Source organism: Pseudomonas sp. PB106 (assembly GCF_009764645.1).
GTDB lineage: Bacteria > Pseudomonadota > Gammaproteobacteria > Pseudomonadales > Pseudomonadaceae > Aquipseudomonas.
Genome location: NZ_RWIM01000007.1, coordinates 22,102 through 36,465, shown reverse-complemented (window position 1 = coordinate 36,465; position 14,364 = coordinate 22,102). Strand labels below are relative to the sequence as shown.

General features: G+C 60.5%; 15 protein-coding genes. 12 read left to right on the top strand and 3 right to left on the bottom strand.

The genetic code is table 11. The features are described 5' to 3' along the window. Positions 1-84: 84 nt before the first annotated feature. Both EJA71_RS01635 and EJA71_RS01630 read right to left on the bottom strand, forming a co-directional pair. A complete protein-coding gene (locus tag EJA71_RS01635) occupies positions 85-492 on the bottom strand; it encodes a PA2817 family protein (protein ID WP_158953751.1) in 408 nt (135 codons plus the stop codon). A gap of 74 nt (positions 493-566) precedes the next feature. Next, entirely contained in the window at positions 567-3,014 is a 2,448-nt protein-coding gene (locus EJA71_RS01630) for an acyl-CoA dehydrogenase (protein WP_158953749.1), read from the bottom strand. 248 nt (positions 3,015-3,262) lie between these two features. Here EJA71_RS01630 and EJA71_RS01625 point away from each other — a divergent pair, with 248 nt between their 5' ends. The 4 genes from EJA71_RS01625 (at position 3,263) to EJA71_RS01610 (ending at position 6,421) form a co-directional block, all read left to right on the top strand. Then, the gene (locus EJA71_RS01625; RefSeq protein WP_158953747.1) at positions 3,263-3,922 is read left to right on the top strand and encodes a transglutaminase family protein; all 660 of its coding nucleotides are present in this window, start codon (positions 3,263-3,265) and stop codon (positions 3,920-3,922) included. 43 nt (positions 3,923-3,965) lie between these two features. Then, positions 3,966-4,589 carry a glutathione S-transferase family protein gene (locus EJA71_RS01620; protein WP_158953745.1) on the top strand — a complete coding sequence of 208 codons (624 nt, stop codon included), beginning with the start codon at positions 3,966-3,968 and terminating at the stop codon, positions 4,587-4,589. A gap of 123 nt (positions 4,590-4,712) precedes the next feature. Continuing rightward, positions 4,713-5,645 (top strand): ABC transporter ATP-binding protein, encoded by a 933-nt coding sequence (locus tag EJA71_RS01615; RefSeq protein ID WP_158953743.1) that lies wholly within the window; start codon positions 4,713-4,715, stop codon positions 5,643-5,645. Continuing rightward, positions 5,642-6,421, top strand: coding sequence for an ABC transporter permease (locus EJA71_RS01610; RefSeq protein WP_008087860.1), 780 nt, complete (start codon positions 5,642-5,644; stop codon positions 6,419-6,421). The genes EJA71_RS01615 and EJA71_RS01610 overlap by 4 nt, the downstream gene beginning before the upstream one ends. A 156-nt stretch (positions 6,422-6,577) precedes the next feature. Here the strand turns inward: EJA71_RS01610 and EJA71_RS01605 are convergent, their stop codons facing one another. Continuing rightward, positions 6,578-7,096: a DUF2062 domain-containing protein gene (locus tag EJA71_RS01605; protein WP_158953741.1), complete on the bottom strand. Its 519-nt coding sequence runs from the start codon at positions 7,094-7,096 to the stop codon at positions 6,578-6,580. Between the two features lie 136 nt (positions 7,097-7,232). On the opposite strand from EJA71_RS01605, the gene EJA71_RS01600 reads away from it, so the two are divergent. The 8 genes from EJA71_RS01600 (at position 7,233) to murB (ending at position 14,088) form a co-directional block, all read left to right on the top strand. Then, the gene (locus tag EJA71_RS01600) at positions 7,233-9,467 is read left to right on the top strand and encodes a DNA internalization-related competence protein ComEC/Rec2 (protein WP_158953739.1); all 2,235 of its coding nucleotides are present in this window, start codon (positions 7,233-7,235) and stop codon (positions 9,465-9,467) included. 101 nt (positions 9,468-9,568) lie between these two features. Beyond that, positions 9,569-10,204, top strand: a complete 636-nt coding sequence (locus EJA71_RS01595; protein ID WP_178113639.1) for a MotA/TolQ/ExbB proton channel family protein — start codon at positions 9,569-9,571, stop codon at positions 10,202-10,204. After that, a complete protein-coding gene (locus EJA71_RS01590; protein ID WP_158953735.1) occupies positions 10,201-10,629 on the top strand; it encodes a biopolymer transporter ExbD in 429 nt (142 codons plus the stop codon). Before EJA71_RS01595 ends, EJA71_RS01590 begins: the two co-directional genes overlap by 4 nt. Beyond that, positions 10,629-11,639, top strand: a complete 1,011-nt coding sequence (gene lpxK, locus EJA71_RS01585) for a tetraacyldisaccharide 4'-kinase (protein WP_158953733.1) — start codon at positions 10,629-10,631, stop codon at positions 11,637-11,639. The genes EJA71_RS01590 and lpxK overlap by 1 nt, the downstream gene beginning before the upstream one ends. Positions 11,640-11,661: 22 nt before the next feature. Next, positions 11,662-11,847: a Trm112 family protein gene (locus tag EJA71_RS01580; RefSeq protein ID WP_003174668.1), complete on the top strand. Its 186-nt coding sequence runs from the start codon at positions 11,662-11,664 to the stop codon at positions 11,845-11,847. Next, the gene (gene kdsB, locus EJA71_RS01575; protein ID WP_158953731.1) at positions 11,844-12,608 is read left to right on the top strand and encodes a 3-deoxy-manno-octulosonate cytidylyltransferase; all 765 of its coding nucleotides are present in this window, start codon (positions 11,844-11,846) and stop codon (positions 12,606-12,608) included. Before EJA71_RS01580 ends, kdsB begins: the two co-directional genes overlap by 4 nt. Next, the gene (locus EJA71_RS01570; protein ID WP_122604979.1) at positions 12,608-13,072 is read left to right on the top strand and encodes a low molecular weight protein-tyrosine-phosphatase; all 465 of its coding nucleotides are present in this window, start codon (positions 12,608-12,610) and stop codon (positions 13,070-13,072) included. Before kdsB ends, EJA71_RS01570 begins: the two co-directional genes overlap by 1 nt. After that, the gene (gene murB, locus EJA71_RS01565) at positions 13,069-14,088 is read left to right on the top strand and encodes a UDP-N-acetylmuramate dehydrogenase (protein ID WP_158953728.1); all 1,020 of its coding nucleotides are present in this window, start codon (positions 13,069-13,071) and stop codon (positions 14,086-14,088) included. The genes EJA71_RS01570 and murB overlap by 4 nt, the downstream gene beginning before the upstream one ends. Positions 14,089-14,364 lie beyond the last annotated feature (276 nt).

Sequence of the window (14,364 nt, the reverse complement as noted above, 5' to 3'; positions counted from 1 at the left end):
CAGCCTTCGGCAGCTCCTACATACGCGGTCAATGCAGGAGCTGCCGAAGGCTGCGATCTTTTGATCTTCAACCAACAAACTGAATCAGTGCTTGCTGTCCTGAGCGGACATCGCCATCAGTTGTTTTTCCTGATTCCAGTCGAACGGTTCGTCGTTCTGTTCGGCTTCGTAGCGACGTTCTTCCAGCGCCTGATACAGGTCGATTTCTTCATCGGACAGGTAGTGCAGGCAGTCGCCAGCGAAGAACCACAGCAGATCCCGTGGGATCAGGTGGGCAATTTGCGGGTAGCGAGAAATCACTTGAGTCAGGATGTCCTGGCCCAGGTATTGGCTTTCGATCGGATCGATCGGCAAGGATGCCAGCAATTCGTCGAAGCGCTCCAGAAACAAGGCATGGCTTTCTTCGGGAACCTGATCCGCCTCACCTACGGCGACCAGAATACTGCGCAGGTGGTCGAGCAAAACAAGATGGTCGGCAACGAGGTTGGACACGAGATAAGTCCTCAAGAGCAAAACGGGCGCGGGAGTATAAAGCTCCCGCGCGAGCATTGACATGCCTGTCAGGATCAGCGGACTTTGCCCTCTGCCTGTGTCAGCTCTTCTTTGTCGAAATCATCGACATCGATCACCTTGCGTCGCGCCGCTTCGGCATCACGCAGACTTTGCGCTTCCACCGGTTGCAGCACACCAGCCTCCAGCGCCGCGTCGATGGCGTGTTCGCCTGCGGTTGGTTTGACCTGACCGCTTTTCAGCGAGGTGTGCAGCTTCTTGTGCAACGGTTGCGCAGCGTTCAGCAGATCGCTGGCGTGCTGCAGCGCACCCACCGCATCGTCTGCCGATTGCGGGCGATAGCAGCCGGCAAGCAGTTCTTCCAGCGCCGGATCGCCCTTGGCGCGACCGATTACGCCAGCCACCTCGGCGCCGAGTTTGTCCGACGGGCCTTTGTGACGACGACCAAACGGGAACACGATCACCCGCAGCAGGCAGCCGAACACTTTGTTCGGGAAGTTGCTCAGCAATTCATCCAGCGCCCGTTCCGACTGACCGAGGCTTTCTTCCATCGCCCAGCGGAACAATGGCTCCATGTACGCTGGCGAGTCCAGGTCGTGATAACGCTTGAGCGCGGCGGACGCCAGATACAGATTGCTCAAAACATCACCCAGGCGTGCCGACAGACGCTCGCGGCGTTTCAACTCGCCACCGAGCAGCATCATGCTGAAGTCAGCCAGCATGGCGAATGCCGCAGCCTGACGATTGAGTGCACGGAAGTAGCCTTGGCTGATCTTGTCGCCCGGCGCACGTTCGAAGTGGCCGAAACCCAGGTTCAGCACCAGCGTGCTGGCGGCGTTGCTCACGGCAAAACCGATGTGCTTGAGCAGCAGGCCATCGAACTCTTTCAGCGCCTGATCCTTGTCCTCGCGACCGGCGAGGGCCATTTCCTTGAGCACGAATGGATGGCAACGAATCGCGCCCTGACCGAAGATCATCAGGTTGCGCGAGAGAATGTTCGCGCCTTCCACGGTGATGAAAATCGGTGCACCGTTCCAGCTGCGCCCGAGGTAGTTGTTCGGGCCCATGATGATCGCCTTGCCGCCATGCACGTCCATGGCGTGGCTGATGCATTCGCGACCGCGTTCGGTCAGGTGGTATTTGAGGATGGCCGACAGCACCGAGGGTTTCTCGCCCAGATCGACCGCGTTGGCGGTGAGCATTCGTGCGGCGTCCATCATCCACGCGTTGCCGCCGATGCGTGCCATGGCTTCCTGAATGCCTTCGAACGCCGACAGCGGTACGTTGAATTGCTCACGAATCTGCGCGTATTGGCCGGTGACCAGACTGGTGAACTTGGCCGCACCGGTGCCGACTGCCGGCAGCGAAATCGAACGCCCGACCGACAGGCAGTTCATCAGCATCATCCAGCCTTTGCCGAGCATCTCTTGGCCGCCGATCAGGTAGTCCAGCGGAATGAACACGTCTTTGCCCGAGTTCGGGCCGTTCATGAACGCCGCGCCCAGAGGCAAGTGACGACGACCGATCTCGACACCGTCGGTATCGGTCGGAATCAGCGCCAGACTGATGCCGAGGTCCTCCTTGTCACCCAGCAGGTGCTCCGGGTCATACGCCTTGAACGCCAGACCGAGCAGGGTGGCCACGGGGCCGAGGGTGATGTAGCGCTTTTCCCAGTTCAGGCGCAGGCCAATGACTTCCTGACCTTCCCACTGACCTTTGCAGATGATCCCGGTGTCGGGCATCGCCCCGGCATCGGAGCCGGCAAGCGGGCCGGTGAGGGCGAAGCACGGGATGTCGTCGCCGCGAGCCAGGCGTGGCAGGTAGTGATTGCGTTGTTCATCGGTGCCGTAATGCAGCAACAGTTCGGCCGGGCCGAGGGAGTTGGGCACCATCACGGTGGAGGCGAGGTCGCCGCTGCGGGTCGCGAGTTTCATCGCCACTTGCGAGTGGGCATAGGCCGAGAAGCCTTTACCGCCAAATTCTTTCGGAATGATCAGGGCAAAAAAGCCGTGTTCCTTGATGTGCGTCCAGGCTTCGGGCGGCAGGTCCATCGACTGGCCGATCTGCCAGTCGGTGACCATGGCGCAGAGTTCTTCGGTCGGGCCGTCAATGAACGCCTGTTCTTCGTCAGTCAGTTGCACCTTCGGATAGGCCAGCAGTTTGTCCCAGTCCGGACGGCCGCTGAACAGCTCGCCATCCCACCAGACGGTGCCGGCATCGATCGCGTCGCGCTCGGTCTGCGACATCGGCGGCAGGGTTTTCTGGAACCAGTTGAACAGGGGCGCGGTGAAATGTTTGCGGCGCAGGTCAGGCAGTAGCAATGGCGCGGCGACTACGGCCAGCACGACCCAGAACACCAGCAGCAGCCAGCCCGGTGCGTGACTGAAAATACCCATGGCCAAGAGGTAGACGGCAACGATGCCCAACGCGGGCAGAGGGGAAACACGCCGGTGGGCGAGATACGCCACGCCGACCAGCAAAACCAGTATCCACAACAACAGCATATTCAGTCCTCCGTGAACCAAGGCAAATCGACCCTCCAGAGCTTAGACGGCATCTGCAAAACCGGGTGGTCAGACCAAGGTGATTGAAATCGTGGGAAACCCCGGATGGTTTTCGTAGGTTCGGTGGGCAACGCGTGTGGGAAATCGTTCGATCAATCCGCGCCTTTGCGTCCAAGTTTGGCCGAAACGTCGTTATCTCTGTGCTCAAGCTGTCGCTAGACTCCAGGCTCATTCAGGAGATTGTCGTAATGCACGAGTATCTGAGTTCCGGCCGCTTCATCGATAGTGACCACCCGGCGGTGGTGGAGTTCGCCGAACAGCACCGTGGTGCCAGCCGTGATCCGCTGGCGCAGGCGATCAGTCTTTATTACGCCGTGCGCGAGGCCGTGCGCTACAACCCTTACACCTTCAGTCGTGATCCGCAGACCTTGCGCGGCAGTTACGCGTTGGCGACGGGAGAGAGTTACTGCGTGCCGAAAGCCACGCTGCTCGCCGGTTGCGCGCGGCATTGCGGGATCCCGGCGCGGATCGGTCTGGCCGACGTGAAAAATCATTTATCGACGCCACGTCTGCTTGAATTGCTGAAAAGCGACATGTTTGCCATGCACGGCTACACCGAGTTTTTCCTCAACGAACGTTGGGTCAAAGCCACCCCGGCGTTCAACCAGAAACTCTGCGAATTGTTCAACGTCGCGCCGCTGGAATTCAACGGCATCGACGACAGCGTTTTCCATCCGTTCAACCGTGATGGCGCGCAGCTGATGGAGTATCTGGTCGATCACGGCCAATTCGCTGATGTACCGGAAACCTTCTTCTTCGAACATCTGCAAAAGTGCTATCCGCATCTGTTCACCGATCAGCAGCCGCCATTGCTGGGCGATATGCACAGTGATGTGAGCCGCGTCTGATCCGGCGTATGCTGCCTGCCCACTCACTTGAAAAGAGGCGGTCATGCTGAAGATCTGGGGACGGAAAAACTCATCGAATGTCAGGAAGCCATTGTGGGCCGCTGAAGAACTCGGCCTGGCTTACGAGGCGATCGATGCCGGTGGCGCATTTGGCGTAGTCGACACGCCCGAGTACCGGGCGATGAACCCGAATGGCCGGGTGCCGGTGATCGAAGACGACGGTTTTGTGCTGTGGGAATCCAACGCGATCGTGCGCTATCTGCTGGCCAAACATGCGCCCGGTAGCGCTTGGTATTCAGCTGATCCGCAAGCCCGCGCCATCGCCGACAAGTGGATGGACTGGACCACGTCGAGTTTCGCCGGTCCCTTCCGCACGGTGTTCTGGGGCGTCTTGCGCACACCGGCTGACCAGCAGGACTGGACGGCCATTCGCGCCGCGATCAAAGAGTGCACCGAGTTGCTGAGCATGGCCGACCAGGCATTGGCCAGCCAACCGTATCTGTCCGGAAAAGACATTGGTATGGGCGATATCCCCCTCGGCAGTTTCATTTATGCCTGGTTCGAGATGCCCATCGAACGCGCCGCGCAACCGCATCTGCAAGCCTGGTACGAACGCCTGAAGCAGCGTCCGGCCTATCAAAAAGCGGTTATGACCGCGTTGACTTAATACCTACTATCGACACACTTGACTGTACTTGTGCGGCGGCGGCACGCAACATTGCGCACTTGCGCTGCGGTTCGATCCCTCGCCGCCGTCTCCTTTTTTCCTTCAATGGTGCGTAAATCAGATATGAGTTCCGCTCTGTCCATCCGGCAGCTAACCAAAACCTACGGCAACGGGTTCCAGGCCTTGAGTGGTATCGATCTGGACGTCGCCGAAGGTGATTTTTTCGCCTTGCTCGGCCCCAACGGTGCCGGCAAATCCACGACCATCGGCATTCTCTCGACCCTGGTGAACAAGACCAGCGGAACGGTGAATATCTTTGGCAATGACCTCGACAAAAATCCTGCGCAGCTCAAACGCTCGATCGGCGTAGTGCCCCAGGAATTCAACTTCAACCAGTTCGAAAAGACCTTCGACATCGTCGTGACCCAGGCCGGTTACTACGGCATTCCGGCGAAGATCGCCAAGGAACGCGCCGAGCAGTACCTGACGCAACTGGGCCTGTGGGACAAGCGTGACGTGCCGTCGCGGTCGTTGTCCGGCGGCATGAAGCGTCGCTTGATGATTGCTCGCGCATTGGTGCACGAACCACGTCTGTTGATCCTCGATGAACCGACCGCAGGCGTCGACATCGAGCTGCGCCGCTCGATGTGGACGTTCCTCACCGAACTGAACCAGAAAGGCATCACCATCATCCTCACCACCCATTACCTGGAAGAGGCTGAGCAGCTGTGCCGCAACATCGGCATCATCGACCACGGCACCATTGTCGAAAACACCAGCATGAAACAATTGCTGGGCCAGCTGCACGTGGAAACCTTCTTGCTGGACCTGAAAAACGACTTGAGCGCCGCGCCGCAATTGCTCGGCTATCCCGCTCGGTTGATCGACGCCCATACGCTGGAAGTTCAGGTCGACAAATCCATGGGCATCACGGCGTTGTTCAGCCAATTGGCGCTGCAGAACATTGAAGTGCTGAGCCTGCGCAACAAAACCAATCGCCTGGAGGAGCTGTTCGTGTCCCTGGTGGAGAAAAATCTGTCGAAGGTGGCGGTATGAGTTCTGAATTCCGTCCCAACCTCGTCGCCCTGCAGACCATCGTTTACCGCGAGGTCAAACGCTTCACGCGGATCTGGCCGCAGACCCTGCTGCCGCCGGCGATCACCATGGTTCTGTACTTCGTGATCTTCGGCAATCTGATCGGTCGGCAGATCGGCGACATGGGTGGCTTCACTTACATGGAGTACATCGTGCCGGGGCTGATCATGATGTCGGTGATCACCAACTCGTACGGCAACGTGGTCTCGAGTTTCTTCGGCAGCAAGTTCCAGCGCTCCATCGAGGAATTGATGGTGTCGCCGGTGTCACCGCACACGATTCTGATCGGCTTCACCATTGGTGGCGTGTTGCGTGGCCTGATGGTGGGCGTGATCGTGACGATTCTGTCGCTGTTCTTCACCCATTTGCAGGTGCATCACCTCGGCGTGACCATTCTCGTGGTCGTGCTGACCGCAACGATCTTCTCGCTGCTGGGTTTTATCAACGCCGTGTTTGCGCGCAACTTCGATGATATTTCGATCATCCCGACGTTCGTGCTGACCCCGCTGACCTACCTGGGTGGCGTGTTCTACTCGATCACCTTGCTGCCGCCGTTCTGGCAGACCGTGTCGCTGGCCAACCCGGTGCTGCACATGGTCAATGCGTTCCGCTACGGCATTCTGGGTGTGTCGGACATCAAGATCGGCATCGCGATTACCTTTATGCTGGTGGCGACGGTGGTGTTGTATCTCGGTTGTGCACGGTTGCTGGTGAGTGGGCGCGGGATGCGGACCTGATCCACACACACACAATCCCTGTAGGAGCTGCCGAAGGCTGCGATCTTTTGATGTTGAAGATCACAATCAAAAGATCGCAGCGTGCCGCAGCTCCTACAGATAGTGCCCAGGCAGCACAAAACAAAACGGCCTCCCACTGCGGAGGCCGTTTTGCATTCAGCGCATTCTGCTCTTCTTGCGCCGCGCCCATTGCCGCGCCACCCACCAGCGCCAGTACATCATCACCACGAAATAGGCGAGGGCGCCAAGCACCAGCCCTACCACCACCGAGCCGAGCAAAAACGGCTGCCACAACGTCGACAACTCACCGCTGATCCATTCCCAGGTCAGCTCGTCCGGCAGATGTCGTGCCGGCACATCCATCAACCACGCGCCTGCCTGATAGGTGCAGAAAAACACCGCCGGCATGGTGATCGGGTTGGTCAGCCAGACCAGACTGACGGCGATCGGCATGTTGCCGCGCACGGTGACGGCAAGGGCGGCCGCCACCAGCATCTGCGCTGGGATCGGCAGGAAAGCGGCAAACAAACCGACCGCCATTGCCCGCGCAACAGAGTGGCGATTGAGATGCCAGAGGTTCGGGTCATGCAGCAACTTGCCGAGAAAGCGTAAGGATTTGTGTTCCCTGATGCTCGTCGGATCGGGCATGTAACGTTTGAATAAGCGCCGGGGCATAAGGCTTCTCGGTCGGTTAAGGCGGCAAGTATGTCTGGATTCTACGAAGCGCCCATTCAGACTTTGTGACAATTGTTGACGACGGACGTGCCCGACACCCGCTATGCCTAAGTGCGGGACTCTCAAGGACGGGCTTATGCGCACAGGGATGATGGCGCTGGCAGTCGGTCTGCTGGTGCCGATGTTTTTACCGGCATTGCCGCCGGTCGGGTGGATGTTGCCGTTGCCGGTATTGGGTTTGCTGTTGCTGCCGTTTCGCAGCTATCCGTTGGCGTTTTTGCTGTTCGGCTTCACATGGGCTTGTGTCAGCGCGCAGTGGGCGCTGAGTGATCGACTGCCGGCCCGTCTGGATGGCGAAACCCGTTGGCTCGAGGGGCGGGTGGTCGGCTTGCCGCAAAACGCGGACGGCGTGGTGCGTTTCGAATTCGCTGATGCACGCTCGCGTCACGAAAAATTGCCCACACGGATGCGTCTGGCCTGGTACGCCGGGCCGCCGGTGAACAGCGGCGAGCGCTGGCGGCTGGCGGTGAAACTCAAACGCCCCGGCGGTTTGCTCAACCCAGACGCTTTTGATCATGAGGCGTGGCTGTTGGCGCAACGCATCGGTGCCTCGGGCACGATCAAGGATGGCCAGCGCCTCAGCGAAGCCCGCTGGGCCTGGCGCGACGGCATTCGTCAGCGCTTGCTTGCGGTAGACGCGCACGGTCGGGCCGGTGCGCTGGCGGCACTGGTGCTGGGCGACGGTTCGGCGCTCAGTCGTGAGGATTGGCAGATTCTGCAGGACACCGGCACCGTGCATTTGCTAGTGATCTCCGGACAGCACGTCGGGATGCTGGCGGCGGTGATGTATTTGCTGGTCGCCGGTCTGGCTCGTTATGGACTTTGGCCGTTGCGCTGGCCTTGGTTGCCGTGGGCTTGTGGACTGGCGTTTGCAGCAGCGCTCGGTTACGGCTTGCTCGCCGGTTTCGACGTGCCCGTGCAGCGCGCCTGCGTGATGGTCGGGTTGGTGTTGGTGTGGCGCCTGCGTTTTCGCCATCTGGGGGCGTGGTGGCCGCTGTTGCTGGCCTTTAACGGCGTGCTGTTGCTCGATCCGCTCGCCAGTCTGCGTCCGGGTTTGTGGCTATCGTTTGCAGCGGTGGCGGTGCTGATCTTCACCTTTGGCGGTCGCTTGGGCGCGTGGCGCTGGTGGCAGACCTGGACGCGCGCGCAGTGGTTGATCGCCATCGGTTTATGTCCGGTGCTGCTGGCGTTGAACCTGCCGATCAGTCTCAGTGGGCCGCTGGCCAACTTGTTGGCGGTGCCTTGGGTCAGTCTGCTGGTGCTGCCGCCGGCGCTGCTCGGGACTTTATTGTTGCCGGTGCCTTATGTCGGTGAAGGGCTGCTGTGGCTGGCAGGTGGCTTGATCGATTGGCTGTTTCGCGCGCTGGCGCTGATTGCCGGGCAATGGCCTGCGTGGGTTGCGCCTTCGATACCCGTTTGGGTCTGGACCATTGGCTGCCTCGGCACGGTGTTGTTGCTGTTGCCACGCGGAGTGCCGATGCGACCGCTGGGCTGGCCATTGCTGTTGATTCTGGTGGTGCCGCCGCGCGAGCGCTTGAACGAGGGCCTGGCCGATGTCTGGCAACTGGATGTCGGCCAGGGTCTGGCGATCCTGATCAGAACCCGTCACCACACGCTGCTGTACGATGCCGGCCCACGCTTTGGTGATTTCGATCTCGGCGAACGTGTGGTGTTGCCGGCGCTGCGCAAACTCAACGTGGAAAAACTCGATCTGATGCTGCTCAGTCACGCCGATGCCGATCATGCCGGCGGTGCGCTGGCGATTACCCGTGGCATCAAGGTCGTCCGGGTACTCAGCGGCGATCCGCCAGGGCTGCCCGCCGAATTGAGCGCTGAAGCCTGCGAAAGTGGCGCGCAATGGCAATGGGACGACGTGCGCTTTCAGCTCTGGCAATGGGCGGATGCCCACGACAGCAATCAACGCTCCTGCGTGTTGCAGATCGAAGCCAATGGCGAACGGTTGCTGCTGACCGGGGACATCGACAGCCACGCCGAACGTGACCTGCTCGACAGCCCGTTGGCCGTGCCGACGCACTGGCTGCAATCGCCTCACCACGGCAGCCGCAGTTCCTCGTCAATGGCCTTGCTCAAAGGCTTGCAGCCCGAGTCGGTGCTGATCTCCCGAGGCCACGGCAACTCCTTCGGCCATCCGCACCCGACCGTGCTGGCGCGCTATCGCAAACAAGGCCTGCGCATCTACGACAGCGCCGAGCAGGGCGCCATCCATCTGCAACTGGGCCGCTTCAAAGCGTCGCGGACGATGCGTCAACAACGGCGTTTCTGGCGCGATCCGCCTGTGCCCGCCCGTTGATCGGTGCCAGCATGGATGGCACATCACGGTCGTCGGAGGGGCGGGTCTTAATCGCGGATCGGTATGGTAAAGTGGCGCACTTTTTCGAGGGGACTGTCACTGTGTGGGAATTGGTCAAATCCGGCGGCTGGATGATGTTGCCGATCATTTTGAGTTCCATCGCGGCCATGGCGATTGTCGCCGAGCGTCTGTGGACCCTGCGCGCCAGTCGCGTCACCCCCGAGCATCTGCTGGGCCAGGTCTGGGTCTGGATCAAGGACAAGCAGCTCAATAAAGAAAAGCTCAAGGAATTGCGCGCCAATTCGCCGCTGGGGGAAATCCTCGCCGCCGGTCTGGCCAACTCCAAGCATGGTCGCGAGATCATGAAAGAGTGCATCGAAGAGGCCGCCGCTCGCGTCATTCACGAGCTGGAGCGCTACATCAATGCGCTCGGCACCATCGCCGCCATGGCGCCGTTGCTGGGTCTGCTCGGCACGGTGCTGGGCATGATCGACATTTTCAGCGCATTCACCGGCTCCGGCATGACCACCAATGCTTCCGTTCTGGCCGGTGGTATCTCCAAAGCGCTGATCACCACGGCTGCGGGCCTGATGGTCGGGATTCCGGCGGTGTTCTTCCACCGTTTCCTGCAACGCCGCATCGATGAACTGGTGGTTGGCATGGAGCAGGAAGCGATCAAACTGGTTGAAGTGGTGCAGGGCGACCGTGACGTCGACCTGACCGAGGGCCGCGCGTGAAATTCCGTCGCAAGCCCCGGGAAACCGTGGACATCAACCTCGCGTCGCTGATCGACGTGGTGTTCATCCTGCTGCTGTTTTTCGTTGTGACCACCACGTTCACCCGCGAAACCCAGTTGCGCGTCGATCTGCCGGAAGCGGTCAGCGGCTCGCCGGCGGAAGACCAGCAGCTCAAGCAACTGGATGTCGCCATCAGCGCCGAGGGCGTGTTTTCGGTGAACAACAAGATTCTGCCGAAAAACGATCTGGCGACGTTGATGGAAGCCATGCAGAAAGAATCCAACGGTGACACCAACATGCCGTTGTCGATCAGTGCCGACGGCAAGACTCAGCATCAATCAGTGATCACCGCCATGGACGCGGCCGGCAAGCTCGGTTTCAGCCATTTGCGCATGACCACGGTTGAGGCTGCGCCGAAATCCTGATGAGCCTGTCCGATCGCTTGCTCGCCGCGTGGTATCAGGGGCACCCGGCCCTGGCGTTGCTGCGACCGCTGGAGTTGTTGTACCGCCGTGTGGTGGTGAATAAGCGTCAGCGTTTTCTCGACGGTGAAGGCGAGATTTACCAGCCGCCGGTGCCGTTGATCGTGGTCGGCAACATCACTGTCGGTGGCACTGGCAAAACGCCGATGATCCTCTGGCTGATCGAGCATTGCCGGCGCAGTGGTTTGCGCGTTGGCGTGGTCAGTCGTGGTTACGGCGCCAAGCCGCCGCAACTGCCGTGGCGCGTCGAGGCTGAGCAAAGTGCCGATATCGCTGGTGACGAACCGCTGCTGATCGTCCAGCGCACCCGCGTGCCATTGATGATCGATCCCGATCGCAGCGCTGCCGTCAGAGCCTTGCTCGCCAGTGAACCGCTGGACCTGATCCTCTCCGACGACGGCATGCAGCATTACCGTCTGGCGCGGGATCTGGAGCTGGTGCTGATCGACGCGGCTCGTGGTCTGGGCAATAAACGCTGCTTGCCGGCAGGCCCGCTGCGTGAGCCGATCGAGCGTTTGCAAAGTGTCGACGGCGTGCTGTTCAACGGCGCCACCGCCGATCGCGACGACGGTTTCGCTTTCCATCTGCAACCGACGGCGCTGGTCAATCTGCGCAGCGGCGAGCGCAAGCCGCTCGAGCACTTTGCGCCCGGCCAGAGCGTGCACGCGGTCGCCGGGATCGGCAATCCGCAACGTTTCTTCAATACCCTCGAAGCGCTAGACTGGCGAGCAGTCCCGCACGCGTTTGCCGATCACGCCGAATACAGCGTGCAGGCCTTGAATTTCACACCGTCATTGCCGTTGGTGATGACCGAAAAGGACGCGGTGAAGTGCCGTGCCTTCGCTGCTGCCGACTGGTGGTATCTGGCGGTCGATGCCGTGCCGTCGCCGGCCTTCGTGGCCTGGTTCGACACACAGCTGATGCGCCTGCTACCTGATCGGCTTTTGCCTTAATTCTTTTATCCAGGGAAAGTTCATGGACACCAAATTGCTCGACATCCTCGCGTGCCCGATCTGCAAAGGCCCGCTCAAGCTCAGCGCCGACAAGACCGAGCTGATCAGCAAGGGCGCCGGCCTAGCGTACCCGATCCGCGACGGCATCCCGGTGATGCTCGAAAGCGAAGCCCGCACCCTGACCACCGACGAGCGTCTGGATAAATGACCACCGCCTTCACCGTTGTCATCCCGTCGCGTTATGCCTCGACCCGCCTGCCGGGCAAGCCGCTGCTGGACATCGCCGGCAAACCGATGATCCAGCACGTCTGGGAACAGGCGAGCAAAAGCAGCGCGACCCGCGTGGTGGTGGCCACTGACGATGCGCGCATTGTCGAAGCCTGCAAAGCCTTTGGCGCTGAAGTGGTGCTGACCCGTGAAGATCACAATTCCGGCACCGATCGTCTGGCTGAAGTCGCAGCGAAACTGGGCCTTGAGCCCGACGCAATCGTGGTCAACGTGCAGGGTGACGAGCCGCTGATCCCGCCAAGCGTGATCGATCAGGTCGCTGCCAACCTCGCTGCCCATACCGAAGCGCGCATGGCCACGCTGGCCGAGCCGATCGAAGACGTCGACACCCTGTTCAATCCGAACGTGGTCAAAGTCGTCAGCGACATCAACGGTCTGGCGCTGACGTTCAGCCGTGCGACTTTGCCTTGGGCGCGCGATGCGTTCGCCAAGAGCCGCGAGCAATTGCCGGAAGGCGTGCCGTACCGTCGCCACATCGGCATTTATGCCTACCGCGCCGGTTTCCTTCACGACTTCGTGAGCTGGGGCCCGTGCTGGCTGGAGAACACCGAATCCCTTGAACAACTGCGTGCCCTGTGGCACGGCGTGCGGATTCACGTTGCCGATGCGTTGATCGCGCCGCCGACCGGTGTCGACACCGTTGAAGACCTCGAGCGCGTTCGTCGCCTGCTGGGGGCCTGATGCGCGTTCTGTTTGTGTGCCTGGGCAACATTTGCCGTTCGCCCACGGCTGAAGGCGTGTTGCGCCACAAGTTGCGCGCCGCAGGGCTGGCGGATCAGGTCGAAGTGGCCTCCGCCGGCACTGGTGACTGGCACGTCGGCAACCCGCCAGACAAACGCAGTCAGGCCGCCGCCAAAGTGCGCGGTTATGACCTGTCGGCGCAACGCGCGCAGCAGGTCAGCCGTGCTGATTTCGCCAGCTACGACCTGATTCTGGCCATGGACAACAGCAACCTGCGCAACCTCAAAGCCCTGCAACCGTCCACCGGCAAAGCCGAGCTGGATCTGTTCCTGCGCCGGTATGCCGGGCTGGTCGATGAAGTGCCGGACCCGTATTACGACGGCGATCAGGGTTTCGAGCAGGTGCTGGATCTGATTGAAGCGGCTTGTGACCAATTGTTGATCGAAGTGAAGGGTCGGTTATGAGTTTGCAGGTGCAACCGCAGGTTTCCCTGAAACCGTTCAACAGTTTTGGCGTCGATGTCCGCGCGCAACTGTTCGCCGAGGCCCACAGCGACGCCGATGTCCGTGAAGCATTGGCTTATGCCACGGCGCATGACGTGCCATTGCTGGTGATCGGCGGTGGCAGCAACTTGCTGCTGACTGCGGATATCCCGGCGCTGACCTTGCGCATGGCCACGCGTGGAATTCGCGTGATCAGCGACGATGGCAACCGTGTGGTGATCGAAGCTGAAGCCGGCGAGCCGTGGCATCCGTTTGTGCAGCACACCTTGGCGCTGGGCTTTTCCGGGCTGGAAAACCTCAGCCTGATCCCGGGCACCGTCGGCGCTGCGCCGATGCAGAATATCGGCGCCTACGGTGTCGAGATCAAGGATGTGTTCGCCGGGCTGACCGCGCTGGATCGCCACACCGGCGAATTGCGCGACTTCACCCTGGAAGAATGCAACTTCGCTTACCGTGACAGCCTGTTCAAGCAGCAGCCGGGGCGTTGGCTGATCCTGCGCGTGCGCTTCACGCTCAATCGCGTTGCGCATCTGCATCTGGAATATGGCCCGGTGCGTCAGCGCCTGAGCGAGCAGGGCATCGAGCAACCGACGCCGTCCGACGTCAGCCGTGCCATCTGCAGTATCCGCAGCGAGAAATTGCCGGATCCGGCGGTGCTCGGCAATGCCGGCAGCTTCTTTAAAAATCCGCTGGTGTCGGCGGCCGTCGTCGCGCAGATCAAAGCGCAGCATCCGGATGTGGTGGCCTACGCGCAAGCGGACGGGCAGATGAAACTGGCCGCTGGCTGGCTCATCGAGCGCGCTGGCTGGAAGGGTTTCCGCGAAGCCGATGCCGGCGTACATAAATTGCAGGCACTGGTGCTGGTCAACTACGGCACGGCGACCGGCCTGCAATTGTTCGATCTGGCGCAACGTATTCAGAAAGACATTGCCGAACGTTTCAATGTCGAACTGGAAATGGAGCCCAATCGGTATTGAAGCAGCGGCGAGCTTCAAGCTTTGAGCGGCAAGCTACAATCTCTGCAACATGATCCAGCTACTGCTTTTACTTGCAGCTTGTAGCTAAAAGCTCGCCACTAAAAAGCCCTGTCTCAGCAGGGCTTTTTCGTTAATGTTGGGTTAACTTAGCGAGCTAACGATAACCGTCATTTGCTCCACCAAAGGCCCGGTGCAGACGTTCGCGTCGGCACAAGAGAGCCTGATTAGCCTGAGTCGATCTGCGTGAACCACCGCCGATTCAACGGCGGCAGATTG

What these genes read in the sequence shown, in the direction of transcription:
- EJA71_RS01600 (WP_158953739.1), top strand. Translation starts at nt 7,233, where the DNA reads ATGCGCACAGGGATGATGGCGCTGGCAGTCGGTCTGCTGGTGCCGATG.
- murB (WP_158953728.1), top strand. Translation starts at nt 13,069, where the DNA reads ATGAGTTTGCAGGTGCAACCGCAGGTTTCCCTGAAACCGTTCAACAGT.
- EJA71_RS01625 (WP_158953747.1), top strand. Translation starts at nt 3,263, where the DNA reads ATGCACGAGTATCTGAGTTCCGGCCGCTTCATCGATAGTGACCACCCG.
- EJA71_RS01570 (WP_122604979.1), top strand. Translation starts at nt 12,608, where the DNA reads ATGCGCGTTCTGTTTGTGTGCCTGGGCAACATTTGCCGTTCGCCCACG.
- EJA71_RS01620 (WP_158953745.1), top strand. Translation starts at nt 3,966, where the DNA reads ATGCTGAAGATCTGGGGACGGAAAAACTCATCGAATGTCAGGAAGCCA.
- EJA71_RS01615 (WP_158953743.1), top strand. Translation starts at nt 4,713, where the DNA reads ATGAGTTCCGCTCTGTCCATCCGGCAGCTAACCAAAACCTACGGCAAC.
- EJA71_RS01605 (WP_158953741.1), bottom strand. Translation starts at nt 7,096, where the DNA reads ATGCCCCGGCGCTTATTCAAACGTTACATGCCCGATCCGACGAGCATC.
- lpxK (WP_158953733.1), top strand. Translation starts at nt 10,629, where the DNA reads ATGAGCCTGTCCGATCGCTTGCTCGCCGCGTGGTATCAGGGGCACCCG.
- EJA71_RS01580 (WP_003174668.1), top strand. Translation starts at nt 11,662, where the DNA reads ATGGACACCAAATTGCTCGACATCCTCGCGTGCCCGATCTGCAAAGGC.
- kdsB (WP_158953731.1), top strand. Translation starts at nt 11,844, where the DNA reads ATGACCACCGCCTTCACCGTTGTCATCCCGTCGCGTTATGCCTCGACC.
- EJA71_RS01610 (WP_008087860.1), top strand. Translation starts at nt 5,642, where the DNA reads ATGAGTTCTGAATTCCGTCCCAACCTCGTCGCCCTGCAGACCATCGTT.
- EJA71_RS01630 (WP_158953749.1), bottom strand. Translation starts at nt 3,014, where the DNA reads ATGCTGTTGTTGTGGATACTGGTTTTGCTGGTCGGCGTGGCGTATCTC.